Origin of the sequence: Nonomuraea sp. NPDC049684 (assembly GCF_044465345.1) — a bacterium.
Classification (GTDB): Bacteria; Actinomycetota; Actinomycetes; order Streptosporangiales; family Streptosporangiaceae; genus Nonomuraea.
Genome location: NZ_JBITLO010000008.1, coordinates 126,634 through 151,954 on the forward strand (window position 1 = coordinate 126,634; position 25,321 = coordinate 151,954).

The 25,321-nt window shown below is 73.6% G+C and carries 26 protein-coding genes; 9 read left to right on the plus strand and 17 right to left on the minus strand.

The window, feature by feature from the left end; translation table 11 throughout:
- Positions 1–29: 29 nt before the first annotated feature.
- Positions 30–1,286 carry a non-homologous end-joining DNA ligase gene (gene ligD, locus ACIBST_RS25165; protein WP_397175027.1) on the plus strand — a complete coding sequence of 419 codons (1,257 nt, stop codon included), beginning with the start codon at positions 30–32 and terminating at the stop codon, positions 1,284–1,286.
- Positions 1,287–1,334: 48 nt separating this feature from the next.
- Here ligD and ACIBST_RS25170 read toward each other — a convergent pair whose 3' ends face one another.
- From ACIBST_RS25170 to ACIBST_RS25180, 3 genes are all read right to left on the minus strand, one after another.
- Positions 1,335–2,753: an NAD(P)/FAD-dependent oxidoreductase gene (locus ACIBST_RS25170; protein WP_397175029.1), complete on the minus strand. Its 1,419-nt coding sequence runs from the start codon at positions 2,751–2,753 to the stop codon at positions 1,335–1,337.
- The gene (locus tag ACIBST_RS25175; RefSeq protein WP_397175031.1) at positions 2,750–3,358 is read right to left on the minus strand and encodes a helix-turn-helix domain-containing protein; all 609 of its coding nucleotides are present in this window, start codon (positions 3,356–3,358) and stop codon (positions 2,750–2,752) included. The genes ACIBST_RS25170 and ACIBST_RS25175 overlap by 4 nt, the downstream gene beginning before the upstream one ends.
- Positions 3,359–3,515: 157 nt before the next feature.
- Positions 3,516–4,403 (minus strand): SDR family oxidoreductase, encoded by an 888-nt coding sequence (locus tag ACIBST_RS25180; RefSeq protein WP_397175033.1) that lies wholly within the window; start codon positions 4,401–4,403, stop codon positions 3,516–3,518.
- 87 nt (positions 4,404–4,490) lie between these two features.
- Between ACIBST_RS25180 and ACIBST_RS25185 the strand changes: the two genes are divergently transcribed.
- Positions 4,491–6,257 carry a thiamine pyrophosphate-dependent enzyme gene (locus ACIBST_RS25185; protein ID WP_397175035.1) on the plus strand — a complete coding sequence of 589 codons (1,767 nt, stop codon included), beginning with the start codon at positions 4,491–4,493 and terminating at the stop codon, positions 6,255–6,257.
- Between the two features lie 17 nt (positions 6,258–6,274).
- Here ACIBST_RS25185 and ACIBST_RS25190 read toward each other — a convergent pair whose 3' ends face one another.
- Positions 6,275–7,027, minus strand: a complete 753-nt coding sequence (locus tag ACIBST_RS25190; RefSeq protein ID WP_397175037.1) for an IclR family transcriptional regulator — start codon at positions 7,025–7,027, stop codon at positions 6,275–6,277.
- An 80-nt stretch (positions 7,028–7,107) separates the two neighbouring features.
- Here ACIBST_RS25190 and ACIBST_RS25195 point away from each other — a divergent pair, with 80 nt between their 5' ends.
- Together ACIBST_RS25195 and ACIBST_RS25200 are read left to right on the plus strand one after the other, a co-directional pair.
- The gene (locus ACIBST_RS25195; protein ID WP_397175039.1) at positions 7,108–8,268 is read left to right on the plus strand and encodes a 4-hydroxybenzoate 3-monooxygenase; all 1,161 of its coding nucleotides are present in this window, start codon (positions 7,108–7,110) and stop codon (positions 8,266–8,268) included.
- Between the two features lie 47 nt (positions 8,269–8,315).
- Positions 8,316–8,621 carry a DUF6401 family natural product biosynthesis protein gene (locus tag ACIBST_RS25200; protein WP_397175041.1) on the plus strand — a complete coding sequence of 102 codons (306 nt, stop codon included), beginning with the start codon at positions 8,316–8,318 and terminating at the stop codon, positions 8,619–8,621.
- 92 nt (positions 8,622–8,713) lie between these two features.
- Here ACIBST_RS25200 and ACIBST_RS25205 read toward each other — a convergent pair whose 3' ends face one another.
- The 3 genes from ACIBST_RS25205 to ACIBST_RS25215 all read right to left on the minus strand — a co-directional run bounded on the left by ACIBST_RS25205 (position 8,714) and on the right by ACIBST_RS25215 (position 11,591).
- Positions 8,714–9,544, minus strand: coding sequence for a hypothetical protein (locus tag ACIBST_RS25205; protein WP_397175451.1), 831 nt, complete (start codon positions 9,542–9,544; stop codon positions 8,714–8,716).
- A gap of 122 nt (positions 9,545–9,666) precedes the next feature.
- Positions 9,667–10,218, minus strand: coding sequence for a hypothetical protein (locus ACIBST_RS25210; protein WP_397175043.1), 552 nt, complete (start codon positions 10,216–10,218; stop codon positions 9,667–9,669).
- On the minus strand, positions 10,218–11,591 hold the full coding sequence (locus tag ACIBST_RS25215; RefSeq protein WP_397175045.1) for an NAD(P)/FAD-dependent oxidoreductase: 1,374 nt from the start codon (positions 11,589–11,591) through the stop codon (positions 10,218–10,220). The genes ACIBST_RS25210 and ACIBST_RS25215 overlap by 1 nt, the downstream gene beginning before the upstream one ends.
- 164 nt (positions 11,592–11,755) lie before the next feature.
- Between ACIBST_RS25215 and ACIBST_RS25220 the strand changes: the two genes are divergently transcribed.
- On the plus strand, positions 11,756–11,917 hold the full coding sequence (locus ACIBST_RS25220) for a hypothetical protein (RefSeq protein WP_397175047.1): 162 nt from the start codon (positions 11,756–11,758) through the stop codon (positions 11,915–11,917).
- Here the strand turns inward: ACIBST_RS25220 and ACIBST_RS25225 are convergent.
- From ACIBST_RS25225 to ACIBST_RS25240, 4 genes are read right to left on the minus strand one after another with little or no spacing between them, the layout of a single operon-like run.
- Complete coding sequence (locus ACIBST_RS25225; RefSeq protein ID WP_397175049.1) at positions 11,900–12,535, minus strand: VOC family protein; 636 nt, start codon at positions 12,533–12,535, stop codon at positions 11,900–11,902. The genes ACIBST_RS25220 and ACIBST_RS25225 overlap by 18 nt on opposite strands.
- A complete protein-coding gene (locus ACIBST_RS25230; protein ID WP_397175051.1) occupies positions 12,513–13,334 on the minus strand; it encodes an alpha/beta fold hydrolase in 822 nt (273 codons plus the stop codon). The genes ACIBST_RS25225 and ACIBST_RS25230 overlap by 23 nt, the downstream gene beginning before the upstream one ends.
- Positions 13,331–14,254 (minus strand): Rieske 2Fe-2S domain-containing protein, encoded by a 924-nt coding sequence (locus ACIBST_RS25235; protein ID WP_397175053.1) that lies wholly within the window; start codon positions 14,252–14,254, stop codon positions 13,331–13,333. Before ACIBST_RS25235 ends, ACIBST_RS25230 begins: the two co-directional genes overlap by 4 nt.
- Positions 14,251–15,495, minus strand: coding sequence for a flavin monoamine oxidase family protein (locus ACIBST_RS25240; protein ID WP_397175055.1), 1,245 nt, complete (start codon positions 15,493–15,495; stop codon positions 14,251–14,253). The genes ACIBST_RS25235 and ACIBST_RS25240 overlap by 4 nt, the downstream gene beginning before the upstream one ends.
- 51 nt (positions 15,496–15,546) lie before the next feature.
- Here ACIBST_RS25240 and ACIBST_RS25245 point away from each other — a divergent pair, with 51 nt between their 5' ends.
- On the plus strand, positions 15,547–16,752 hold the full coding sequence (locus ACIBST_RS25245) for a cytochrome P450 (protein WP_397175057.1): 1,206 nt from the start codon (positions 15,547–15,549) through the stop codon (positions 16,750–16,752).
- A 13-nt stretch (positions 16,753–16,765) separates the two neighbouring features.
- Here the strand turns inward: ACIBST_RS25245 and ACIBST_RS25250 are convergent, their stop codons facing one another.
- Genes ACIBST_RS25250 through ACIBST_RS25260 form a run of 3 tightly spaced genes read right to left on the minus strand, consistent with a single transcriptional unit; the run spans position 16,766 to position 18,988 of the window.
- Entirely contained in the window at positions 16,766–17,623 is an 858-nt protein-coding gene (locus ACIBST_RS25250; protein WP_397175059.1) for an ABC transporter permease, read from the minus strand.
- The gene (locus tag ACIBST_RS25255; protein ID WP_397175060.1) at positions 17,620–18,576 is read right to left on the minus strand and encodes an ABC transporter ATP-binding protein; all 957 of its coding nucleotides are present in this window, start codon (positions 18,574–18,576) and stop codon (positions 17,620–17,622) included. Before ACIBST_RS25255 ends, ACIBST_RS25250 begins: the two co-directional genes overlap by 4 nt.
- Before the next feature lie 40 nt (positions 18,577–18,616).
- On the minus strand, positions 18,617–18,988 hold the full coding sequence (locus tag ACIBST_RS25260) for a hypothetical protein (protein WP_352356831.1): 372 nt from the start codon (positions 18,986–18,988) through the stop codon (positions 18,617–18,619).
- Between the two features lie 305 nt (positions 18,989–19,293).
- Here ACIBST_RS25260 and ACIBST_RS25265 point away from each other — a divergent pair, with 305 nt between their 5' ends.
- Genes ACIBST_RS25265 through ACIBST_RS25275 form a run of 3 tightly spaced genes read left to right on the plus strand, consistent with a single transcriptional unit; the run spans position 19,294 to position 21,601 of the window.
- Positions 19,294–20,550 (plus strand): cytochrome P450, encoded by a 1,257-nt coding sequence (locus tag ACIBST_RS25265; RefSeq protein WP_397175062.1) that lies wholly within the window; start codon positions 19,294–19,296, stop codon positions 20,548–20,550.
- Between the two features lie 32 nt (positions 20,551–20,582).
- Complete coding sequence (locus tag ACIBST_RS25270; RefSeq protein ID WP_397175064.1) at positions 20,583–21,419, plus strand: methyltransferase domain-containing protein; 837 nt, start codon at positions 20,583–20,585, stop codon at positions 21,417–21,419.
- Positions 21,416–21,601 carry a hypothetical protein gene (locus ACIBST_RS25275; protein ID WP_189646391.1) on the plus strand — a complete coding sequence of 62 codons (186 nt, stop codon included), beginning with the start codon at positions 21,416–21,418 and terminating at the stop codon, positions 21,599–21,601. Before ACIBST_RS25270 ends, ACIBST_RS25275 begins: the two co-directional genes overlap by 4 nt.
- A 23-nt stretch (positions 21,602–21,624) precedes the next feature.
- On the opposite strand, the gene ACIBST_RS25280 is transcribed toward ACIBST_RS25275, so the two are convergent.
- The 3 genes from ACIBST_RS25280 to ACIBST_RS25290 form a co-directional block, all read right to left on the minus strand.
- The gene (locus ACIBST_RS25280) at positions 21,625–21,969 is read right to left on the minus strand and encodes a YciI family protein (protein ID WP_352356825.1); all 345 of its coding nucleotides are present in this window, start codon (positions 21,967–21,969) and stop codon (positions 21,625–21,627) included.
- Between the two features lie 69 nt (positions 21,970–22,038).
- On the minus strand, positions 22,039–22,365 hold the full coding sequence (locus ACIBST_RS25285) for a YciI family protein (RefSeq protein WP_397175066.1): 327 nt from the start codon (positions 22,363–22,365) through the stop codon (positions 22,039–22,041).
- Positions 22,366–22,384: 19 nt separating this feature from the next.
- Complete coding sequence (locus ACIBST_RS25290) at positions 22,385–25,312, minus strand: NHLP bacteriocin export ABC transporter permease/ATPase subunit (protein ID WP_397175068.1); 2,928 nt, start codon at positions 25,310–25,312, stop codon at positions 22,385–22,387.
- Between the last annotated feature and the right edge of the window lie 9 nt (positions 25,313–25,321).

Below are 25,321 nucleotides of genomic sequence, written 5' to 3' on the forward strand. Positions count from 1 at the left end.
CTGTCGGACCCGCCGCGTATCGTGATCTCATGCCTGACATCGAGGTCGCGGGCCGTTCCGTCCGCGTCACCAGCCCCGACAAGGTGGTCTTCCCGCGGTCCGGCCACACCAAGCTCGACCTGATCCGGTTCTACCAGGCGGTCGGCGAGGCGGCGCTGCGCGGCGTGCACGGGCGGCCGATGGTGCTCAAGCGGTTCGTCCACGGCATCGAGCAGGAGGCGTTCTTCCAGAAGCGCGCGCCGGCCAAGCGGCCCGACTGGATCGAGGTGGCCGAGCTGCGCTACCGGTCCGGGCTGAGCGCCGAAGAGGTGGTCTGCACCGATCTGGCGCAGTTGCTCTGGGTGGTCAACCTCGGATGCGTCGACCTCAACCCCCATCCGGTCCGCGCCGACGACCTGGCCAGGCCCGACGAGCTGCGCATCGACCTCGACCCCGTCCCGGGCGTCGAATGGGCCGACGTGCTGGCGACGGCGCAGGTGGCGCGCGAGGTGCTGGCCGACCACGGGCTGGTCGCCTGGCCCAAGACGTCCGGGTCGCGGGGCTTCCATGTCTATGCCCGCATCGACCGGCGGTGGTCGTTCGCCCAGGTGCGCAAGGCGGCCGAGACCGTGGCGCGCGAGGTCGAGCGGCGGGCCCCCGACCTGGCGACCAGCCGGTGGTGGAAGGAGGAGCGCCACGGCGTGTTCGTCGACTTCAACCAGAACGCCTACGACCGCACGGTGGCCTCGGCGTACTCGGTGCGGGCGGTGCCCGACGCCCGCGTGTCCACCCCGCTGAGCTGGGAGGAGGTGCCCGGCTGCCGGCCAGAGGAGTTCACCGTCGACAGCGTGCCGAAGCGGCTGGCCGAGCTCGGCGACCCGTGGGAGGACATGGATCTCCACCCCGGCTCGCTCGACGGCCTGCTGGAGCTGGCCGAGGAGCTCGGGCCCGCGCCCAAGCCGCCCAAGGGCAGCGGGCGCAGGCAGCAGACCATGCCGGTCATCGAGATCGCCAGGGCCCAGCACAAGGAGGAGGCCCTTGCCGGGCTCGACCGCTGGAAGGCCCGCCACCCCGGGGTCGCGGCCCTGCTGGAGCCCGCCGACGTGCTGGTCGACGGCATGCGCGGGCGCAGCAGCGTGTGGTACCGGATCCGGGTCAACCTCCAGCACGTGCCGGAGGGCGAGCGGCCGGCGCAGGAGCCGCTGGAGGTCGACTACGACCCCTGGCACGGCGCGGGCGGCCCCCCAGCGGGCGGCCCCTCAGCGGGCGGCCCCTCAGCGGGCGGCCCCTCAGCGGGCGGCTCCTGACCGGTCCGGCCGGGGCCCGGGCCGCGGCCGGTTGCCGGCGCAGGCGGGTCAGCGGCCGGAGACGAGGTTGCCGAGGCGGGCGTAGAGCGAGGTGCCGGTGCCGCGGTCGTTCTCGTGGCGGTCGGCGGCCCGGAACAGCGTGTAGATGAGCTGCACGCCCGCCCACCGCAGCGGCTCCGGCTCCCACTGCCGCACCTGCCGGCCCACCCACGGCAGCGCCGTCAGCTCGGTGTCCCGCCGCAGCACCAGGTCGCGCAGCGTGCGCCCGGCCAGGTTCGTGGTGGTGACGCCGCTGCCGACGTACCCGCCGGCCCAGCCCAGCCCGCTCACGTGGTCGAGGTGCACGGTCGAGCACCAGTCGCGCGGCACGCCGAGCACCCCGCACCACGAGTGCTGCACCCGCGCGTCGGCCGCCGCAGGGAAGAGCTTCACCAGCATCCGCCACAGCAGCGCCACCGTCCGCGCCTGGGTGGCCCCCCTGCGGTCGGTACGCGACCCGAACCGGTACGGCACCCCCCGCCCGCCGATCGCGATCCGGTCGTCGGCCGTGCGCTGGGCGTAGACGTAGGCGTGGGCCTGGTCGCCGAGCAGCTCGTGCCCGGCCCAGCCGATGTGCTTCCACACCTCGGCCGGCAGCGGCTCGGTGACGATCATGGAGCTGTTCATCGGCAGCCACTGCCGGTGCTGCCCGGCCAGCGACGCGGTGAAGCCCTCGGTGGCGCGGATGACGTAGTCGGCCGAGACGATGCCGAGCGGCGTGTGCGCGGTCGCCTTGCCGCCGCCCACGCGCGGCCGGATCTCGGTCACCGTCGTGCCCTCGAAGACGTCCACGCCCAGCGCGGCCACGGCCGAGGCCAGCCCGACGGCGAGCTTGGCCGGCTGCACGCGGGCGCAGTGCGGCGAGTACGCGGCCTCCAGCGTGCCCGCCACCTGGAGGCGTTCGCGCTGCTCGTCGCGGTCCATCAGGCGCATGTCGTCCTCGCCGTAGCCCCAGGAGCGCAGGTCGGCGACCTCCTCGCGCAGCCGCCGCCGCTGGGCCGGGTTGGTCGCCACGTGCACGAGGCCGCCCTTGTGCACGTCGGCGTCGATGCCCTCGGCGCGGGTGACGTCGATGACCTCGTCCACCGCGCGGAACATGGCGTGCTGGAGGTCGATCATGGCCTGCCGGCCGCGGGCCTGGGCGTGCCGCTCGCGGGAGCCGGCGAACTCGGCCGACAGCCAGCCGCCGTTGCGCCCGGAGGCGCCGAACCCGGCGAACTCCTTCTCCAGGATCGCGATCCGCAGGTCGGGCTGGGCCTTCTTCAGGTAGTACGCCGTCCACAGGCCGGTGTAGCCGCCGCCGACGATCGCCACGTCGTACTCGCGGGAGCCGGGCAGCGAGGGCCGCCTGGCGGGCAGGCCGATCTGCCGGTACCAGAACGAGACGCCCCCGTTGGCGTAGTCGTCGGTGAGCGGGATGCCTGTCATGACTGTTCTGCCTCCACGGCTGCTGCTTCCCCCGATGCCTCCCCGTTGGACGGGGTCGGCGGGCTGATCACCCAGAGCACCTCGGCGGTCTCGTCGCCGTCGTTGACCACCCGGTGCGGGACCGACGTGCGGTACTCCACGCTGTCGCCGGGCCCCAGCGGGTGCGCGGCGGCGGACCCGGCGGGGCCCAGCCAGAGCGTGAGGCTGCCGCGCAGCACGAGGAAGATCTCCTGCGAGTCGCCGTGCGTGTACGGCTCATCGCCGGTGGAGGCGCCGGGGTCGAACTCGCCGGCGTACATCTCCACCGTGCGCAGCGGGCGCTGGGAGATCAGGAACTTGCGGGTGCCCGGCGCGGTGGCCAGCTCGGGACGCTCGGCGCGGCGCACCACGCGGTGGGCGGGCTCGTCGTCCTCGTTGAACAGGTCGGCCACGGTGATGCCGAGCGCGGAGGCGATCCTGCGCAGCATGCCGATGCTCGCGCTGGTCTGACCGCGTTCGAGCTGGCTGATGAAGCTGGGGCTCGCCTTGGCCTCGCCGGCCAGGGCGCGCACGGTCATGCCGCGCATGCCTCGGTAGACCCGGATGCGGGTGCCCAGGTCCGTCATCGAACCTCTCGATCGGTCAGGCTGAACAAGTTGTTCAGTGACGGTACCGACGGCGGAGAAAGCCCAGCAAGAGGGGGGTGCCTAACGAAACGGTAACCGGTCGTAGCCGCGGGGCCGGCGCGGGTCGGCTGTGGAACGGCCGCGGGTCAGCCGCGGGTCAGCCGCGGGTCGGCCGCTGGTAGCCCTCGTCGCCGCCGTAGACGCGCACCGACGGGTCCCGCTCGGGCTGCGTGGCCGGGCTGGTGGGCGAGGCGGTGTGCTCCTCGGCGAAGTCGTCCGAGGGCACGGGCGGCGGCGGGAACAGGTAGTCGTGCCAGGTGATCCGGCCCTTGGGGTCGGCCTCGGTGGTGAACGCGCCCGCGCGCTGCGCGGCGGCCAGCCTGCCCGGGATGCGCACCGGCAGGCACAGGCGGCGCAGGCGGCGGGCCTCCAGCCAGGTCCTGGTCAGCTCCTCGGTGCCGAGGACCTGCGGGCCGCCGTACTCCAGGACGGCGCAGGCCGGGCCGCCGGCCAGCAGCGCGGCCAGGCGGCCGGCGACGTCGTCCACGTGCACCGGCTGCCACAGCAGCGAGCGGTCCACCGGCAGCACGGGCAGCGCCGCCAGGTCGCGCAGCAGCCGGTCCACTGACTGGTGGAACGGGGTGGCGCGGACGACCGTCCAGGCCATGCCGCTCTCCCTGACCAGCCGTTCGGCCTCCAGCTTGTGCCGGTGGCCGGGTGCGCGGTCCGCGCCGGCGATCGAGGGCAGCAGCACGTGCGCGGCCCCGGCCGCGCGGGCCGCCGCGGTCAGCGTGCGGGTGCCGGCCAGGTCCACCTGGGCGCGGCCCTGCCGGCCGCCGGTGGCCAGGTGCGCGACAGCCTCGACCTGCCGGACGGCCTCGGCGACGCCCTTGCCCGAGGCCAGATCGCCCCACACCCACTCCACGCCGCCGCGGTCCTCGTGCCGGGTACGGCTGAGCGCCCGTACCCGATGTCCCGCCTTGAGCAGGACGGGCACCAGGGCCCTGCCGAGGGTGCCGGTGGCTCCTGTGACCAGAATGCGCATGCCGGGTCCATACCCGCGAATCCCCAGAGATGACAATGATTTTCGTGACGAGGTCTGTGGACGGCGGTGCGGGGTAGAGCCGCAGATATGGCTCGTATCGCATCCGAATCCCTGATCGAACGGCTCGCCGAGTGGGGCGTGGACACCGTCTTCGGCCTGCCCGGCGACGGCATCAACGGCATCATGGAGGGGCTGCGCCGTCATCGTGACCGGGTGCGGTTCGTGCTGGTGCACCACGAGGAGGCCGCCGCCTTCATGGCCACCGGCTACGCCAAGGCCACGGGACGGATCGGCGTCTGCCTGGCCACCTCCGGCCCCGGCGGCATCCACCTGCTCAACGGCCTCTACGACGCCAAGCTGGACCACGTCCCCGTGCTGGCGATCACCGGCATGCAGGAGACCGCCGTGCTCGGCACCGGCTACCAGCAGGAAGTGCACCTCGACAAGCTGTTCGCCGACGTGGCCGAGTACAACATGATGATCACCAACCCGGCCCAGCTCCCCTCGCTGGTGGACCTGGCCGTCCGGACGGCCTACGCGCGGCGCGGCGTCGCCCATCTCACGCTGCCCAACGACATCCAGGTGGCCGAGGCGGGGGAGGACCCGTACCGGACGGTCGCGCCGGTGCGCGCGCCGGAGACCGCGCCGATCTACCTGCGGCCGCCGGGGCTGCCGCGCCGAGAGGACCTGGCGCGCGCCGCCGAGGTGCTCAACGCCGCCGAACGCCCGGCCATCCTGGCCGGGCAGGGCGCGCTGCACGCCCGGCAGGAGGTGCTGGCCGTGGCCGAGGCGCTGGGCGCGCCGGTGGTCAAGACGCTGCCCGGCAAGGCGGTCGTCCCGGACGACTCGCCGTACACGACGGGCGGGATCGGGCTGCTCGGCACCAGGCCGAGCGAGGAGCTGATGGACGAGGCCGACGTCCTGTTCATGATCGGCACGAACTTCCCCTACTCGAAGTTCCTCCCCGAGCCGGGCAAGGCGCGGGTGGTGCAGTTCGAGGCCGAGCCGACCAGGGCCGGGGCGCGGGTGCCGACCGACGTGCCCGTGGTGTGCGACGCCAAGGAGGGCCTGCGCGAGCTGCTGCCGCTGCTCACCCGGCGCGACGGCGACGGACACCTGGCCAAGTACCAGAAGCTCATGGCCAAGTGGCGCGCCGACATGGACAGCCTGGAGAACCCCGACCGCGACCCGATCGCCCCCCAGTACGCCATGTCCGTCCTGGACGACCTGGCCGCCGACGACGCCATCCTGACCTGCGACAGCGGCACGATCGCCACCTGGGCCGCCCGCCACTGGACGATCCGCGGCGGGCGCGAGTTCTACCTGTCGGGCACGCTGGCCACGATGGCGCCCGGCCTGCCGTACGCCATCGCCATGCAGCACGCCTTCCCCGGCCGGCAGGTCATCGCCTACGTCGGCGACGGCGGGTTCGCGATGCTGATGGCCGAGTTCCTGACCGCCGCCCAGCACCGGCTGCCGGTCAAGGTCGTCATCAACAACAACAACTCGCTCGGCCAGATCCTGTGGGAGCAGATGGTCCTCGGCTACCCCGAGCACGGCGTGCGCTTCGCCCAGCCGGAGGCCGACTACTCGGTCTGGGCCAGGGCGTGCGGCGGGTTCGGCGCCAAGGTCACCAAGTCCGGGGACGTGGCCGCGGCGATCAGGCAGGCGCTCGCCCACGACGGCCCCGCCCTGGTGGACGTGGACGTCAACCCGAACGAGCCGCCGATGCCCGGCAAGGTCTCCTACGACCAGGCCAAGAGCTTCGCCCAGGCGTTCCTGAAGGGGCAGCCGCACAAGGCGGCCATCGCGACCACCCTGTTCAAGGACCGCATCCAGAGGTTCACCGACTGACCCCCTGAGCCGGCCGGTCAGGAGACCCGGCAGGCGCGGGCGATCCGGGCGGCGGTCTCCAGGAGCGGGTCCACCAGCCGGGGCAGCTCGCGGGCGCGCCGCGAGGCCAGCACGATCCCGACGGCGGCCACCGCCCGCCCGTCCACGACGACGGGCGCGGCGGCCGAGCAGGAGCCGAGCGTCATCTCCTCGTGGGTCAGGGCGTAGCCCTGCGCCCGCACCGCCGTCAGCTCCCTGGCCAGCCGGCCCGGCTCGGTGACGGTGTGCGGCGTGGGCCGTTCGAGCGCGCGGGCCAGGTACGCCTGCACGAACCACTCCGGCTCGAAGGCCAGCAGCGCCTTGCCCACCCCGGTCGGGTGCATCGGCAGCCGCCCGCCCGTGCGCGAGACGATGGGCACGGCCCGCCTGCCGTACACCTTGTCCACGTACAGGACCTCCAGGCCGTCGCGGACGGCGAGGTGCACGTTCTCGCCGGTGGTGGCGAACAGCTCCTGGAGCCAGGGGTGCGCGCGGCCCTGGAGGCTGCCGGGCGCGAGCTGGCCGAGCTCCCACAGCCGCAGCCCCACCCGCAGCCGCCCGTCGGGGGAGCGGCTGAGCGCCTGCCACTCCTCCAGCTCGGCCACCAGCCGGTGGGCCGTGCTCAGCGGCACCCCGCTCCGCCTGGCCAGGTCGGTCAGCGTGAGCTGCGGATGGGCCGCGTCGAACGCCCCCAGGATGGCCAGCACCTTGGACGTCACCGTCTGCCCCGGACGCCGGGCTCCTCCGGACATGACCACACTCCTGCGCGAATCTTCCACTCAGTGGAAGAGGCTACTCGGCTCCCGGGGGCGGCAGGCAGCAGACTTCCCTCATGCGAACTCAGGTCGGGATCATCGGCGCGGGCCCCGCGGGCCTGCTGCTGTCTCATCTGCTCCACCTGCGCGGCATCTCCTCGGTGGTGCTGGAGAGGCGCAGCCGCGCCTACGTCGAGCGGCGGGTCCGCGCGGGCGTCCTGGAGCAGGGCACGGTGGACACGCTCGTCGAGGCGGGCGTCGGCGCGCGCCTGCTGCGCGAGGGCCTGCCCCACCACGGCATCGAGCTGCGGTACGGCGGCGCGGGCCACCGCATCGCCTTCGACAAGCTCGTCCCCGGCCGGGCGATCACCGTCTACGGGCAGCAGGAGGTCGTCAAGGATCTGATCGCGGCCCGGCTGGCGGCGGGCGGCGACCTGCGGTTCGAGGTCGAGGACGTCGAGGTGCACGCGCTGGAGTCCGAGCCGTACCTCACCTTCGGCGGCGAGCGGCTCGACTGCGACGTGATCGCCGGGTGCGACGGCTTCCACGGCGTCTCGCGGCCGAGCGTCCCGGACGGGGTCCTGGAGGTGTTCGAGCGGGAGTACCCGTTCGCCTGGCTCGGCGTGCTGGCGCGGGTGGCGCCGTCGTCGGAGGAGCTGATCTACGCCAGGACCGAGCGCGGCTTCGCGTTGCACAGCATGCGCTCGCCCACGGTCAGCCGCTTCTACCTCCAGGTCCCGGCCGACGCCGACGTGGCGCAGTGGCCGGACGAGCGCGTCTGGGCCGAGCTGAAGGCCCGCCTGGAGACCGTCCCGGGCTTCGAGCTGGCCACGGGCGAGATCATCGAGAAGGGCGTCACGCCGATGCGCTCCTTCGTCGCCGAGCCCATGCAGTACGGGCGGCTCTACCTGGCCGGGGACGCCGCCCACATCGTGCCGCCGACCGGCGCCAAGGGGCTGAACCTGGCTGTGGCCGACGTACGGGTGCTGACCGAGGCGCTGGCAGCCTTCTTCGAGCACGGCTCGACGGAGCTGCTCGACGGCTACTCGGCGGCCTGCCTGAAGCGGGTGTGGCGGGCGCAGCACTTCTCGTGGTGGATGACGACGCTGCTGCACACCTTCGACGAGGACGACGCGTACGGACGCCGGCTCCAGACCTCCTACCTGGACTACGTCACCTCCTCGGAGGCGGCGGCGACCACGCTGGCGGAGAACTACGTCGGCCTGCCCTTCGACTGACCGGCCCCCCTGGGGGCTGACCTCGGGCGATGCCTTAAAGTTGGCGCGTGGTTTTCGAGGAGGGCTGGGCGCGTTCGCCCCTGCGGTGGTTGATGGACACGCTGGGCCATGCCCAGCTCGCCAGGATGGAGTCCGAGCCGGCGCTGGTCGCGGCCGTGGACCAGCACGCGGCGCTGCTGCGTGACGCGATCCCGCTGAGCCGCGAGACCCTCGGCGACTATCTGCTGGGCTTCCTCGACGAGCTGCGCCACCGCGGCTGGATCTTCAGCGGCGACCACGACGCGCCCGCGCTGCGGCTGACGGCGGTCTGCTGGCTCGCCCGCGAGCAGGGCTTCCTCGCCGAACCCGCCTGAGCCCGCGCCGGGCGTCCCCCGTGCGGGGTCCGCGTGCGGCGTCCCCCGTGCGGGGTCCGCGTGACCGGGCGCTCGTCCCGGCCACACGGAGCTCAGCTCTCCGGCGGGATGTCCGCGCGGGTCGCCCCGCCGGTCGGGCCCGTGGTGGGACCGGTCGGGCCGGTCGTGCCGGGCGCGCCGGGTGTGGTGCGGGCCGGTTCGGCGGGCCGGGCCATCGAGCGGGCGTCCTCACGTCCCCGCTGGTAGGCCTCGGCGTGCGCCCTGGCCTGCGGCGCCTCCGCCTCGATCCGGCCGATCCAGCGCTCCCAGCGCTGCTGCATCGGGCGGACGAGCCCGCCGCCGAGGCCGATCGCTATGATCGCGCCGATCGTGGCGAGCACGGTGATGAGCACCGGGGTCGTGACGGTCGTGGCGACGCCGATCTGGTTGAGCGCGGCGATGATGCCCAGCGCCCAGATGAAGACGGCGGCCGCGATGCCGAGCCAGCGCCCGTAGGACAGCCCGCCGAGCGCGCCGTCGACGAGATCGCGGACGGCCCGGGCGATGGCCCCGGCGATCACGATGATCACGATGGCGACCACGGCCTTGGGCAGCCAGCCCACCACCCCGTTGAGCAGCGCCGATATCGGGTTGGGCCCGAAGACGCTGAAGGCGATCTGCAGGGTGATCAGCAGGATCGCGTAGTAGACGAGCTTGGCGAGCAGCCCGCTGGCGTCGTACCGGCTGCTTTCGAGCCAGCGCTGCACGCCGCTGCGCTGTACCGCCCGTTCGAAGCCGACGCGGTCGAGGATCTTGTCCACGAGCTTCTGCAGCGCCTTCGCCACGATCCACCCGATGATCAGGATCACCAGGAACGCGACCAGCCTGGGCACGAACGTCGCGACCTGTCGCCAGGCGTCCGTCAGGCCTTGGCCAATATTGATGTCCACGGTTTCCTCCAGGACGAGGAGCCTATGGAGTCGCGGTACCCGGCTGAACTGGCACTATGCACGCATTGATACCAAATTTTCGCACAGTGTTACATATGTACAAGTGTGCGCTGAGGTCAGCGGAGCCGGCGCAGGTCCATCTGGAAGTTCTGGTGCCAGGTCTGGCCGCCGTCCACGGTGGTCTCGCCGATCTCGTGCCAGGTGGCGGCGGTGAACGTCAGCGTGTAGCGGCTGGTGTAGGCGGGCGTCTGGAGGCTCCACTGGAAGGTGCCGTCGCCGACCACCGGCACCACCGTGGTGACGTAGCCGCGGGAGAACGCCTCCCAGCGGTACTGGCCGGTCGCCTCGGAGTAGTTGATCACCGCCAGGGCGCTGTCCACGATCGTGCGCGGGTCGGCCTTGTCGCGGCCCTGACCCTCGACCGAGATCACCAGGTCGCCCGCCTGCCGGCGCACCCGCTCGGTCTGCAGGAACTCCTGCCGGGCGCCGGAGGGCGTGACGGTCCAGCCCGTCCCGGCCCACGTGCCGATCATGAACGACAGCCGCCGCATGGCCTCCGCCTGCCCGGCCGCGGCCTGGTCGGGCGTCCGGGCGGCCGTCGCCGGGCCGGGGGAGAGCAGGGCCGCCAGTAAGGCGAGCGGCAGGAGCAGGCGGACCAGTGACTTCATCAAGGCGTCCTCGTCAGTGAGCGGCTGATGCCGAGCCGGGGGTGAGCGGTCAGGTAGAGGCCGGTGGCGGCGTCGTACAGGTCGTTGGCGTCCATGCGCATGGGGGCCAGGGTGCTGCCGGCGGGCGTGACGTTGCGCAGGGCGCGCAGCCCCGCGTCGTGGGCGGCGGTCACCAGCTCGCTCATCGGCGCGGTGCCGCCGGCGGTGGTGGCGTCGGTCAGGTCGGACAGCCCGGCGGTGATCGCGGCGAACGCGTGGTCGGACCCGCCGCCCCTGACCAGGTGCTGGGCCAGCCAGAAGTAGCTGGCCCGGCCGCGGTACTGCCGGTAGACCGAGGAGACCATGGTCAGCAGCCGCTGGTAGGCGTTGCGGTACAGGGACTCGTAGAAGCCCTGGGCCTCCTGTTCGCTCACCTCGCCGCGTTCGGTGGCGGTGATCGAGGCCGCGGACAGCAGGGCGCTGTACATGGCCAGGTGCACGCCGGTCGACAGCAGCGGGTCGAGGAAGCAGGCGGCGTCGCCGGCGATGTGGTAGCCGGGGCCGCAGAAGGAGTCGGCCACGTACGAGAAGTCCTGCTCGATGCGCACCGGGCCGGTGAACCTGCCGACCAGCCCCGCCACGGTCGGCGACTCGGCCACCACCGCGTGGAACATCTCCTCCGGCGACCGGTATCGGGGACGCCGCTCCAGGAAGCGCGTCTGGTGGGTGACGAAGCCGACGCTGAACACCTCGCCGCGCAGCGGGATCACCCAGTACCACCCTTCCGGTGCGGAGATCACGTTGATGCCGCCGCCCGGCGTGCCGGGCAGGAGCTCGCCGCCCTGGTAGTAGCCCCAGATCGCGACGTTCCTGAAGACGTCGTGCGGTCGTCGGTCACGGAAGTGCTGCGCCGACAGTACCCCGGCCCGTCCGGAGGCGTCGACCACGTGATCGAAGCGCTCCAGGCCGCGGTCCCACTCGGCGGCGCAGGCGCGGCCGTCCTCGAACAGCACGCGCCTGACCCTGGCCCGCTGGATCACCTCGACGCCCTGGGAGGCGGCGTGGTCCAGCAGCACCTGGTCGAAGTCGTCGCGGTCCACCTGCCAGGAGCGCACCTCGGGGCCGAAGGTGGCCGCCCAGTTCACCGTCCAGTCGCGCTCGGCGCCCCAGCGCAGCAGCAGGCCCTCCTTGACGGGATAGCCGCGCTCCTCGACCTTCTCGTGCGCCCCGGCGTAGTCGATGATCGTCCGGCAGGACGGCGAGACGGACTCGCCGATGTGGTAACGCGGAAAACGCTCGCGTTCCAGGAGCCGGACGTCCATTCCGTTGCGGGCCAGCAGCGTCGCGGCGATCGAGCCCGCCGGGCCGCCGCCGATCACTAATACCTTGGTCATCGCGAGCCCTTCCGATAATCGATACGTATTACGCAGTGACGGGCCCGGCGTGCGGGGCCCAATACGTAGGCCGATACGTATATTCCGGCGTTATTCTGGACCGCCGGCCCGGCCTGTTCGATGATGCGTCTGAGTTCCGTTCCGTCTTACTTCAAGGAGCGCGCATGGGATTGAACCTCCGGCTGGTCGTTCCCCTGGTCTACGCCGCCGCGGTGGTCGTGGCCTTCCTGATCGGCAAGGCGGTCGGCTCGGTGGTCGTCATCGCCGGCGCCGTCCTCGTGGCCCTGTTCTTCGTGCTGTCCGGCCGGTCACGTCAGCGCGAATAGCGCCCCCCACGGGTCGCGCACGATCGTCGCCCGGGGATGCCCGGGGGCGGTCGTGGCGCCCAGCCGGGCCGCCGTCGCGGCGGTCGCGGCGCGGTCCGCGGTCGCGAAGAACGTCATCCACTGCGGCCGCGCCCCCGTCCCCTCGCGGACCTCGGGCGCGGCGCCGAGCAGGTCCCGGTAGAAGGCGGTCCCGGACGACCACAGCTCGTGGGCGTACCACGTGCCCGGCTCGCCGGCCAGCACGATCCCGGCCGGCCGGTGCCCCTCCCAGAAGCCGACGGCCGCCCCCGCCGGGTCGGTCGCGAACAGCACGCGCCCGTCCTGCCCGGCCGCCAGCGGGCCGAAGACGACGCCGCCGCCCAGCTCCTTCACCCGCACGGCCACGGCGTCCGCGTCCGGGGCCGCCAGGTAGGTGTTCCAGGAGGCGGGCAGGCCCGGCGGCACCCGGCCGAAACCGGCCACGACCTGGCCGCCCAGCTCGACGAAGGAGTAGCCGCCCTCGTCGCGGAAGGTCCAGCCGAACAGCTCCCCGTAGAAGGCCCGCGCGCCGGCCGGGTCGAGCGCCCCGTAGTCCACCCAGCACGGCTCGCCCGGCTCATAGTGCTCGTGAATCGGCACGCCCGGCCTCCTCGTCCGTCTCCAGGGCCGACAGCCGCAGGTGCGCGGCCAGGAGCGGCGCCACGACCCCGGGCCGCTCGATCAGGCACAGGTGCCCCGCCCCGGGGACGGTGACCGTACGGCACCGGGGGACCGACTCGGCCAGCAGCGCGGCGCCGGCCCGGAACGTCGGCATGTCCCGGTCGCCGACGACGACCAGCGTGCGCGCCCGGATGCCGCGCAGGTCGTCCACGGTGTGGACGTGCCTGCTCAGCCCGTGCATCGCGCCGTCGCGCAGCTCCCGCCACGAGTGCCCGGCCACGATCGCCCGCAGCCTGGCCCGCAGCTCGGGATGGTCCTCGGTGCCGCGGAAGATGTCCGGCGGCGAGGACATCCACAGGTCGGCGAGCTGCTCGCCGTCCGCGCCCAGCCGGGCCAGCCCGGCCAGCGCCCGGTAACGCTCGGCGGTGCCCGGCTCGGGAGGCGCGCCGGCGATGGTGGGGGAGCCGACGACCAGCCCGCGCACGTCGCCGGGGTGGTCCACGGCCAGTTGCAGGGCGATCATCGAGCCGATCGACTCGGCCACCACCAGCGTGGCCGACTCCGTCCTGGCCAGACCGGCCAGCTCGGCCGCCAGCGCGGGCAGCGACGTGCCCGGCCGCAGCGGCCCGGACCGCCCGTGCCCCGGCAGGTCCACGCCGACGTGCCGCCAGCCGGGCAGCAGGTTCCACAGCGGCTCCCATACCGAGGAGTCCATCGTGTAGCCGTGGATCCACAGCACGGCCCGGCCCTCGCCGGTCGAGCGCACGTACAGGCTCATGAGGACGCTCCGGCGGAGGTCGAGGCGGGGGCGAAGCCCTGGCAGAAGCGGCGGAAGGCGATGACCGGGGTGTCGCCGGCGTCCAGCCGCTGCGGGGCGCCGGTGTCCAGGTGGTCCCAGACGACGCGGTCCTGGTCGAAGGCGTAGCGGGCGCCGTGGACGAGCGCGGGCAGCGAGTCCTGCCGGTCCGGGCGCACGCCGATGGCGACCCGTCCCACGCAGCCCGTCCCGTCCGGCACCGCGCCGGTGACGATCGTGTACGGCGCCGCCCGCGTGCCCAGCTCGGTCACCACGAGGTGCGGGCTGTAGGCGCGGGCCACGAACCGGGAGGCGAAGTCGAGCCGCCGCTCCCGCTCCCACGGCGGCGCCTTGGTGCGGAACTCGCCCTCGATGACCAGCTCGTCGTGCCCGCCCATGCTGACCCGCATGCCGCGCACCGACGGCACCAGGTGGACGGTGCTGAAGTGCTGGGCGTCGAAGGCGTTCTCGACGACGTACTCGGCCGGGACCGTCACCGGCTGGTGCACCGCCGCCACGATCACCAGGTCCTCGGCCGCCTGCTTGATCGCCTGCTCGAAGCCGCGGTCGTCGCCGGGGTCGCCGGACAGCCGGGCGAACAGCGCCGCCCCGGCCCGCAGCGTCCGCAGCTCGCCCACCGACCAGCGGCGGCCGGACCCGCCGAGCGAGACGCGCTTGCCGTGGAAGGGGCAGATCACGCAGTCGCCGTCCAGCTTGCCGCCGTAGGCCAGATGGGCGCCCCGGTGGGGGCAGGTGGCCTCGAACACCCGGATCCGCTCGCCGTCGCGCACGGCCATCAGGCGCGCGCCGCCCAGCCGCAGCGGGGTGATCCCCGGGCCGATCTCGTCGTCGAGGGCGAGCAGGAACCACCCGCCGTGCAGCTCCCCGTTACCGGCCGTCATCTCTCCAGCGCCCCAATCACCTCTGTGGCCGCGCGCTCCCCGCTGGCCATCGCCATGTGCGCCATGGGCGGGCCGGACAGGCCGACGGTGGCCTCCCCGGCGAAGAAGACCGTCCCGCCCAGCGGCTCGGCCCAGGCAGGGGACGCCCACAACGTCCCCACGCCCGGGTAGGTGTACGCGCCGCCCGCCCACGGGTCGGCGCCCCAGTCGGACACCACCACCTCCGGGTTCAGCCCCCGCGTCCACGGCAGGGCGCGGGCCAGCAGCGCGGCCAGGCCGCCCGGCTCGGCCCACGCGCTCCTGGCCGCCGCGGCGGCCCGCCCCTTGGCCATCACCAGCACCTCGGGTCGCCCGGCGGTCGTGCTGACGAACCCCAGACGGCCGCCGGCGTCGAAGACCACGACCGACTCGGGGGCGGCCACGGGATAGGCGGCCAGCCCGCACCAGGCGTCGCCGGGCCGCAGCTCGTAGGCCGCGGCCTGCTTGCGCACGGGCAGGTCGTCCAGCACCAGCCGTCCTTCGGCGACCACCGGCGGCGGCACGGTCAGCACGGCGGCGGCGGCGCTCTCCGCATGCCCCGAGGCGGTCAGCGCCCGCACCCGGCCCGGCCTCCAGGACAGGCGGACGACCGCGTCGCCGAGCCGCACCCGCAGCCCCTCGGCCAGCCGCGCGGGCAGCCGGTCGAAGCCGCCGGGCAGCGCGAACTCGCCCCGCCCCGACCGGTCGGCCCGCCGCAGCGCGGCCAGCGCGGGCGCGCTCAGCGCCTCCGGCTCGGCCGCCCAGTTCTGCCTGAACCACTCCGCCGCCGGCTCCAGCGCCTGCGGGCACTGCGCGGTCTCCTCCTTCAGCCACGTCGCGACCGGGACGTCCCATGGGCTCGCTCCGGCCAGGCGGCGCAGCGGCTCCCGGGCCGCGCCCGACGTCAGCCGCTCCTCCAGCAGCGGCGGCGTGGGCCGCAGCGCGGTCAGCGGGCGCGGCCCGCCGGGCAGCAGCACCCGGGCCGCGCGCCGCGGCACCGGCACCGGCGCCTCCAGGCCGGGCAGCGCCGCGATCGGGTTGCGGTCGCCGTGGATGACCTGCGCGCCCAGCTCCAGCAGGGACGGCCGGTGGGTGCGGATCCGGCCGCCCACCCGCTCCCTGGCCTCCAGCACCGTGACCGCCAGCCCGGCGGCGGCCAGGCGCGCGGCCGCCGCCAGCCCGCTCACCCCGGCGCCGATCACGACGACGTCAAGCTCTGCCACCGGCACATCCTCTGTAGTAGTTTGTCCTCGGCCTGATCACGAGGAGACGCCATGACGGCACCCCGCACGCTGCCCGGCCACCTTGCGCACCCGTTCTCTCCTCGCGGGCGGCTCGACCCGTATCCGGCGTACCGCTGGCTGCGCGAGCACGATCCGGTGCACTTCGACGTCACCTCGCGCATGTGGCTGCTGACCGCGCACGCCGACTGCGCGCTCGCGCTGCGCGACCCGCGCTTCTCGGCCGCGCTCGGGCAGCGGGAGCGGGTCAGGGACGACGAGCTGCCGCCGTCGATGCTGACCACCGATCCCCCCGAGCACCAGCGCCTGCGCTCGCCCGGCGCCCTGCTGATGGGCCCGGCCGCGATCCGCGGCATCGCCGGCGACATCGAGGCCGGGATCGCCGCGGTGCTCGACGGGCTGGCCGGCCGGGCGGAGATCGAGGCCACCGCCGACCTCGGCGAGCCGCTGGCCACCGGCGTGCTGGCCAGGCTGTTCGGCCTGCCGGCCGCCGACGTGCCGGCCTTCGCCGGGCTGGCCGCCCGCGTGTCGGTCAACCTCGACCCGCTGGCCGGGCCGCAGGCCGCCGCGGCCGGGCGGGCCGCGATGGGCGAGCTCACCCGCTTCCTCGGCGAGCGCGCCGACGCCGCCGCGAAAGCCGCCGAAGCCGCCGCCGCCGGGAAGGGGCCGGGCGGCTCGCCGTTCGGGCGGCTGGCCGCCGACGACCGGCTGACCAGGGCCGAGATGCTGGGCATCGCCGCGCTCACGGTCGTCGGCGGATGGAAGCCGCTGGCCGAGATGGTGGGCAACGCCCTGCACTGGCTGCTGCCGCGCGAAGAGGCCGCCGGCCTGATCAGGGACGGCGGCCCGCAGGCGGCCGAGCCGGCCGTCGACGAGCTGCTGCGGCTGGAGTCGCCGATCCCGTTCACCGCCCGGGTGACCACCGAGGCGGTCCCGCTGGACGGCGGCGTGATCCCGGCGGGGGCGCGGGTGCTGGCCCTGGTCGGGGCGGCCAACCGCGATCCGGCGGTGTTCGACCGGCCCGACGAGCTGCTGGTCACCCGGTCGCCCAACCCCCACCTGGCCTTCGGCGCCGGCACCCATCTCTGCCTGGGCGCGCCGCTGGTCAGGCAGGCCGGCGGGCTGCTGCTGAGCGGGCTGCTGGAGCGGTATCCCGGGCTGCGCCGCACGGGGAAGCCGCCCGCCTGGGCGCTGGGCCTGGTGCCCAGGAGGCTGACCGGCTTCACCCTCGCCATCTGAGCCCCTTCCCCGGTCAGCGGACGTTGGCGCCGCGCCAGCGGAAGGTCAGCAGGCTCAGCAGCAGCGCCGCCAGGCACCAGCCGCCCAGCACCGCGGCGGTCCTGCCCAGCTCCCAGGTGCCTGCGGGCTCCACCACCGCGAAGTCGGCCGGCAGGAACACCGAGCGCAGGCCCTGCGTCATCCACTTCAGCGGGAAGAACGCCGCCAGGCTCTGCATCCACGCCGGCAGCTCGCTGTAGGGGAAGAACACCCCGGAGATGAACTGCAGCACCAGGAACGGCAGCGTGACGATCGCCGCGGCCGAGCGGGCGTTCGGGATGATCGCGCTGAAGGCCACCGCCAGCAGCGAGCAGGACGTCGCCCCGAGCAGCAGCACCCAGGCGAAGGTCAGCCAGTGCCCGGCGTCCGGCGGCAGCGGCAGGCGGAACAGCGCGACGCCGACGCCGAGCAGGATCGCCGCCTCCAGCACCCCGGTCACCACCACCCGGACGATCTTGCCGACGAAGTACGCCGTCTTCGGCATCGGCGAGGAGGCCAGGCGGCGGATCATGCCGTTGTCCCGCTCGATCGCGATGTTGATGGCCAGGCCGTTGAAGCTGACGCTCATGATGCCGCAGGCGATGATCCCGGCCACGAACATCTGCTTGAAGTCGGTGTGCGTGCCGGGGACCGTGCCGGAGAAGATCGAGCCGAGCACCAGCAGCAGCACGATCGGCAGCAGCAGCGTGAAGAACAACGACTGCCGGTTGCGGAAGAACGACTTCAGCTCCACCGACGAACGGGCCGCCGACGCCCGCCACAGCCCCGACCCGCCGCCCGTCGCGCGCACGGGACGGCCCTGCTCGGCCACGATCGCGTTCGAGCTGGTCATGCCTGGGCCCCCTGGTTCTCGCGGATCAGCTTGAGGTAGACGTCCTCCAGCGTGGGCCGGTGGACGCGCAGGTCGGGCAGCTCGTCGGCGCCCGCGCGGGCGGCCCAGGGCAGCAGCGCGGCCAGGGCCCGCGTGGGCGTGTGAGTGAGCAGCGTGAGCGTGCCGCCGGGCACGCCGGGCGCGCAGGACGGGTCGAGCGCGGTGCCCGCGGGCAGGTCCGGCAGGTCGGCCGCGCTCAGCTCGGGGGTGAGGGTGAAGCTCACCGCGGCGGGCGTGTCGCGCCGTCCGCCCAGCTCGCTCACCGGCCCCGTCTCGACGATCCGGCCGGCCACGATCACGGCCGCGCGCTGCGCCAGCGCCTCCACCTCGTCGAGGTAGTGGGTGGTCAGCACGGTGGTCTTGCCCTGGTCGGCGAAGAAGCGGACCAGGTCCCACGCCTCCATCCGGGCCTCCGGGTCCAGCCCGGTGGTCGGCTCGTCGAGGAAGATCAGGTCGGGGTCGCCGACGACGCCGACGGCCACGTCCAGGCGGCGCAGCTGGCCGCCCGAAAGGGTCTGGGCCTGCTTGCGCTCCTTGGCGCCGAGGCCCACCATGTCGATCACCTGCGCCGCGGGCAGCGGCGCGGGGTAGAAGGCGGCGAAGTGCTCGACGACCTCGCGGACGGTCAGGTCCGCGTAGGCGCCCGTCGTCTGCGGCACGATGCCGAGCCGCGCCCGCCACTGCGGGGCGTCCTCGGCCGGGTCACGGCCGAGGACTCGCACGTCGCCGCCCGAACGCCTGCGCACGCCTTCGAGGATCTCGACCGTGGTCGTCTTGCCCGCGCCGTTGGGCCCGAGTAAGGCGAACACCTCTCCGGGACGAACGTCCAGGTCCACACCCTGCAGGATGAGAGCGGGACCGTACTGCTTGCGCAGCCCCCGTACGTGGATGGGGTTCGCCTGGTCGTCGGACATGATCTCCTCAACCTCCTCTTGGCGTGCGTGGCTCCCGGCGTCAGGTGCAGCAGCAGCAGGGGCAGCAGCAGCAGTTGACGTCGCCGGCCGCGATCGAGTCGAGGTCGCCCTCGCTCAGCTCGGCCATGTCGATCTGCGGCGTCTCGGGGATGTGGAACTCGAACGTCCCCGTCTCCAGCCCGCGCTCCCACAGCGAGACCTGCACGTCGAGGTTCGTGTCGTGGTGGCCGTCGGGAACGTTGCGCACGAGGGTGATCTGGGCGCCCGCGGGAACCTCGAGGCCGGCCTCGGCCAGCGCCTCGCGGGGGTTGCTGTCCAGCTTCGCCGAGAATTCCTCGCTCGACCACGCGGTGATCAGGACTCGCGTGTAGGCGTTGACGAATTCGGTCCGCTCTCTGGGGTTCAGGGCCATTGCGTCCTCCTGGAGCTTTTCCCCTTCGGCGCGGTGCGCCGTCTCGGAACGGAGTCTTACACAGCCGAATTCGGAGTGCCTAGACTTAATTTCCGGGGCCCTGGATTAAGTATTGAGAGCCCTCTGCTTAAAAGGTACTCTGCAAATACGCCGACCGGAACAATGCGAAGCGATATACGTATTCGATGGCCGGAAATGCGTATCGAGAATATTCGTCTGCGTAGCCATCGGGAGAACCCATGTCCGGGACGTACGTATCCCCCCGGGTGCCGCCGGGACCCGCCGGAACCCAGAGCCTGAGGGCCATGCGCGACGCTCCGCTGGAGTTCGTCACCGCCATGGCGGCCCTCGGCGACGTCACCCGCCACGACGCCGACGGCGAGCCGGTCTACATGCTCAACCGCCCCGACCTGGCCCGGCACGTGCTGAAGGAGAACGGCGCCGCCTACACCAAGGAACGCACGCCGGACGACGACATGCTCCGCCCCCTGCTCGGCAACGGCCTGCTGACCAGCGACGGCGCCGAGTGGGCGGCCCAGCGCCGGATGTGCGCGCCCGCGTTCCGGCCCGCCGAGGTGGGCCGGTTCGACCGGGTCATCGTGGAGGCGGCCGAGAACCTGGTGACGCACTGGGCCGGCGGCCGGCCCGTACGCGTCGACCACGACCTGACCTCGCTGACCCTCACCGTGATCGTGAAGGCCATGCTGGGCACCGACATCGGCGTCGCGGGCGAGGGCTTCGGCCGCGCCGTGGACGCGGTCAACCGCTTCATCGGCCACTACGTGCCCAGCGACGACCCCGACCCGGCCGACACGGCCGCCCGGCACGCCGGCTTCCTGCGCGCGCGGGCCTTCCTCGACCGGGTCACCCGGCTCATCATCGCCGCCCGCCGGGCCGGCGGCGCGGGCGACGACCTGCTCGGCGCGATGCTGGCCGAGGGGCACGCGATGTCCGACGCCGACCTGCGCGACCAGGTGCTGACCATCGTCATGGCCGGGCACGAGACCACCGCCAAGTCGCTGACCTGGACGCTCTACCTGCTCGACCGCAACCCGGAGGCGGCCGGAGCGGTGCACGCCGAGATCGACGAGGTGCTGGCCGGCCGCTCGCCCACGGCCGCCGACCTGCCCGGGCTGCGGCGCTGCCGGCAGGCCGTCCAGGAGGCCATGCGGCTCTACCCGCCGGTCTGGCTGATCTCCCGCCGCGGGACGGCCGACGACGTGCTGGACGGCTACGACGTACCGGCCGGGTCGCTGGTGTGCGTCAGCCCGTGGGTGCTGCACCGCGATCCGAGGTACTGGGAGCAGCCGGATGCGTACCGGCCGGAGAGGTTCGACCCCGACCGGGCCGCCCGGCTGCTCAGCCACCAGTACCTGCCCTTCGGCGGCGGCCCGCGCATCTGCGTCGGCCGGCACTTCGCGCTGGCGGAGGCCACGCTCGTGCTCGCGGTGATCCTGCGCGGGCTGCGCATGGAGCTGGTGCCGGGCTTCCCCGTCGAGCCGGAGGCGCTGGTCACGCTGCGGCCCCGGCACGGCCTGATGATGACCCCGAGGCCCCGGTGAGCGCCCCGGTGAATGCCCCGGTGGGTGCTCGGGTGGGTGCAGGCTCCTACGACGCCGCCAACACCACCTGGGGAGGCGTGGCGGGCGAGCTGGCCCGGCTGGAGGCCCAGGCGGCGCTCTCCTTCGAGGAGGAGCTGCGCATCATGCGCGACCTCGGCCTGACCGGCCAGGGCCCGCTGCTGGAGCTCGGCGCCGGGTCCGGCGCGGTCACCCGCAGGCTGCGCGCCGCCGAGCCGGGGCTGCCGGTCATCGCGCTCGACGTGGACGCCGCGCTGCTGCGCAACGCGGACGGCTGCGGCGCGCCGCTGGTCACCGCCGACGGCGCCCGGCTGCCGTTGCGTACCGGCAGCGTGGGCGGCGTACTGCTGCGGTACGTACTGCAGCACGTGGGCGATCCGGCGCCGATGCTGGCTGAGGCGCTGCGCGTGCTGCGTCCCGGCGGCCGGATCGTGGTCGTCGAGGTGGACAGCATGTTGTGGGGGCTGGCCGACCCGATGTACCTGGAGCTGGCCTCCGTCCACGCCACCATGGCGCAGGCCCAGCGCGGCGCGGGGGGCGACCGGCAGATCGGCAGGAAGCTCACCCGGCTGCTGCGCCGCGGCGGGTTCGCCGACGTGGTGCTGCGCCCGTTCGCCACCACCAACGACACCCACCCCACCGCGGCCTTCGCCCCGCACCTGGGGCCCGAACGCCTGGCGCCGCTCGTCGCCTCGGGCGCGCTGCCGATGGCGGGGCTGGCCCTGGCCGCCGACCGCTGGCGGCGCTTCCTGGCCGACCCGGACGCCTGGGTCATGCTGCTCGGCTTCGTCGTCGCCGGGACCGCCCCGTACGGACCGGCTCAGCACCCATCGGAAGGAAGCACGTCATGAGTCCGTTCTGGAAGATCTTCATCGCGATCTTCAGCTACATCAGCGCGATCGTGGGCCTCGGGCTGGCCGTCGTGAACGCCAGCGAGAAGCCGCCCGCGACCTCGCTGGCCATCGTGTACGGCGCCGCCGGCCTGCTGTTCCTGGCCGTGGGCGTGCTGCTCAGCCGCAGAGCCCGCTACTGAGGGCGGCCCGGGGGCCCGGCCCGTCAGGAGGCCGGGTCGCAGGGGCGCACCTCGACGATGTCACCGGGCGCGTAGGGCATCTTGCGCGCCCACGACTCGGCCTCCTCGGCCGACTGGACCTCGATGACCCAGATGCCGCCGATCTGCTCCCGCCCGACCGCGTACGGCCCGTCGACGGCGGGCCCGTCGGGCCTGACCAGCTTGCCCTCCCTGGACCTGGTCAGCCCGGCGCCGTACTTGACCTTGACGCCGGCCATCGCCATCGCCCGGCCGAACTGGCGGTGCGCCTCGGCCATCCGCTCCCGCTCGCTCTCGCTGAAGGCGTCCCAGAGCATCTCGTCGCCGTGGATCAGCAGCACGAAGTCCATGAGTCGTCTACCTCCCTGTGGGTTCTGCCCCAAAGGCGTGGTGGGGCGCGGGCAGAGCCCCGGTTGGCACTATCGTGACATCCTTCCACGGTCGCAGCGCCGTAACTCGACCCGGTCGCCCGGCCCGGACGGCAGGCGCCCGGCCCACTCCAGCGCCGCCTCCTCCGACGGCAGGTCGAGGATCCACATGCCGCCCAGCTCCGGCCGGCCGTCCTCGCGCGGCTCCCCCTTGGCCGCGTCCGGGCGGGCCAGCCGCGCGCCGAACAGCACCGTGACGCCGGCCTCCCGCAGCTCCCGCCCGAAGTCGAGGTAGGCGGCGAACAGCGCGGCTCGGTCCTGCTCCGGCAGCTCGGCCCAGGCCCGTTCCGGCCCGTGGATCAGCAGCGCGAACTCCATGACGGCTCCTCCCTTGCGCTCACATCTGCCGCCGCGCCAGCCGCGCGAACAGCCCCTGCTCCTCGGCGAGCAGCTCGTCGTAGGTGCCCTGCTGGACGATGCGCCCGCCGTCGAGCACCAGGATCTTGTCGGCGTCCCGGACGGTGGACAGCCGGTGCGCGATGACCACGCGGGTGGCGTTGAGCCGCCGGGTGCTCTCGGCGATGACGTTCTGGGCGGGGTTGTCCAGGGCGCTGGTCGCCTCGTCGAAGAAGACGATGCGGGGCCGCGAGACCAGCGCCCTGGCGATCATGATGCGCTGCCGCTGGCCGCCGGAGAGCGTGTTCGTGCCCTCCGACAGGACGGTGTGCATGCCCATCGGCATGGCCGTGATGTCGTCGGCGATGCCGGCCATCGCCGCCGCCTCCCAGGCGTCGTCGATGGTGTGGTTCGTGCTGCCGACGATGTTCTGCCTGATGTCGCCGGCCAGCAGCGCGCCGTTCTGCAGCACCACGCCGCACTGCCGGCGCACCGCGCCGAGGTCCAGCTCGCCCAGGTCCTGGCCGTCGTACAGGACCGAGCCGACGTCGGGCTGCTCGAAGCCGAGCAGCAGGCGCAGGATCGTGGACTTCCCGCTGCCGGTCGGGCCCACGATGGCGACGAACTCGCCGGGCTCGATCGACAGGTCGATGTCGGTGAGCACCGCGGGGCCGTCCTCGCCGTAGCGGAAGGACACGCGCGACAGGCTGACGCGGCCCGACAGGTCGCCGGGGTCGGCCTTGCCCGCGTGGTCCTCCGGCTCGGCCTCCAGCACCGGCGCCAGCTTCTCCAGCATCGGCACGACGCCCATGGCCGTGATGGCCGCCCCGGTGAACTGCAACACCGAGGCGATGAGCAGGCTGAACGCGGCGAAGAAGGCCAGGAACGCGCTGATCGGGAGCTGCCCGCGCAGCGGCCCGGCGGCCACGGCGAAGATCACGACCGAGCAGACCAGCGGGAACCCGGCGTTGAAGGTGGTCACCACGTTCTGCAGCCGCCGGGCCGCGGCCGAGGTGGTCCTGGTGGCCATGAAGTCGCGCGTCCACACGCCGAACGCCTGGTCCTCCGCGGCCGCCACGCGCAGCTTGGGCACCGCCGACAGGAGCTGGAACACCCGCGAGGACAGCCGCTGCTCCTGCTCGTACAGGCGGCGTTGCAGGCGCACCTCGAAGAACCCGGCGACCGCGCACACCAGCACGCCGGCCAGCACCAGCAGGGTCGCCAGCAGCGCCAGGCCGACGTCGTAGAAGTACACCAGCGCCAGGTTGGCCAGCCCGCCGAACAGCCCGAGCGTCGCCGTCGTCATCACGCCCGACAGCGTCTCCTGCGCCGCGCTCACGCCCAGCACGGTCGTGCCCAGCTCGCCGGTGGAGTACCGGCCGAAGAACGTGACGGGCAGCGACAGCAGCCGGGTCCACGCGCCCGCCTGCACCCGGGCCGACGACCGGCCCTCGATGCGCAGCGCCGCGACGTTCTGCACGATCGACAGCGCCCCCGCCACCAGAGCGCCGCCGATCACCAGCGCCGCGCCCTGCACGATGAGGTCGCGCTCGGCCCGCTGCACGAACGTCCCCAGCACCAGCCCGGTCATCGCGGGCACCAGCAGGCCGATGACCGCCACCAGCGTGCCCAGGGAGGCCAGCACCCACAGGTCGCGGCCGTTGCGGGCCAGGCCGAAGCGCAGCAGCCCGGCCACGGTCCGCACCTCGCGCGGCAGCGGCTGGTACAGCACCTCGGCCTTGCCGCTCAGCGTGGCGGCCACCGCCTTGGTGATCGGCGTGACCCGGCTGTGGCCCGGCTGGGCCACCACGTACCGCGAGCCGATCGGCAGCAGGGCGACCGGCGTCCCGTCGTCGGCCCGGTAGCCCACCATGGGCCCGATGTCGCGTTTCCACCAGCCGTCGTCCAGCCGGACCGAGCGCGTGCGCACCCCGGAGGCCAGCGCGACGGCCTGCAGCGGATCGGCCCCGCGGGCCTGGCCGGGCGGCGGCGCGGTCACCGTGAACCCGCCGTGCGAGGCGACCAGCCTGGCCGCGGCCAGCGCCGGCGGGTCGGCGGTGACGTCGGCCAGGCGCACCTTGGCCTCGGTGTCGCGGACCAGCGTGTCGAAGCCCCGGCGGGCCGCCCGCGTCGTGCCGGCCTCGCGCTCCTTGCGCCGCCGCAACGCCTCCAGCTCCTGCGCCCGCCGCCGCTCGACCCGGCGGTCCACGGTGTAGAGGAACCGGATGGCGTGCTCGACCCAGCGGGCCCAGATCGTCTCGTCGGCCAGCAACTGCCAGGTCGAACGGGCGCGCAGCCGGGCGGGCGCGTCGGCCACCAGCCAGTCCCGCTCGGTCACCGCCAGCTCGGCGCCCGCGGTCAGCACGCCGGCCACCCCGTCGGGCATCTCGACCGCGCCCGCCTCGACGGTCATCCACCGCACGCCGTCCACCGACCGGGCCGCGCGCCCGGCGGGCAGCTCGGTCACCGCGTCGGGCAGCAGCGGGACGAACTCGCGCGGCGGCAGCGCGTCGCGCAGGGCGGTGGCCAGCGCGATCAGCCCCGCCTCCAGCCCGCGGACGAACTGCCGGACGGCCAGCCCGTACTCGGCGGTGGACATCGTGGCCGACCGGTTGGTGCCCGACAGCTCGCCCAGCCTGGCCAGCGGCAGCCGCGACACGCGGGTGCCGAGCACCGGACGGCCCACGATGCCGTGCCTTGGCCCCTTGGGCGAGCCCGGCAGCAGCGTGCCCTGCCGGACCCGGCACAGGTAGTGCCACCGGCCGACCGGACGGCCGCCCTCCAGCCGCACCGCGAACAGGTCGACCGCGCCCTCCTCCACCAGCAGCACCTCGCGCACGCCCGACAGCACGAACAGGTTCTCCGCCGAGTAGTCCACCGGCGTGGCGGCGTCGGTGAAGAACGGGGAGAAACCGGCCACCTTCAGCACTGCGTCATC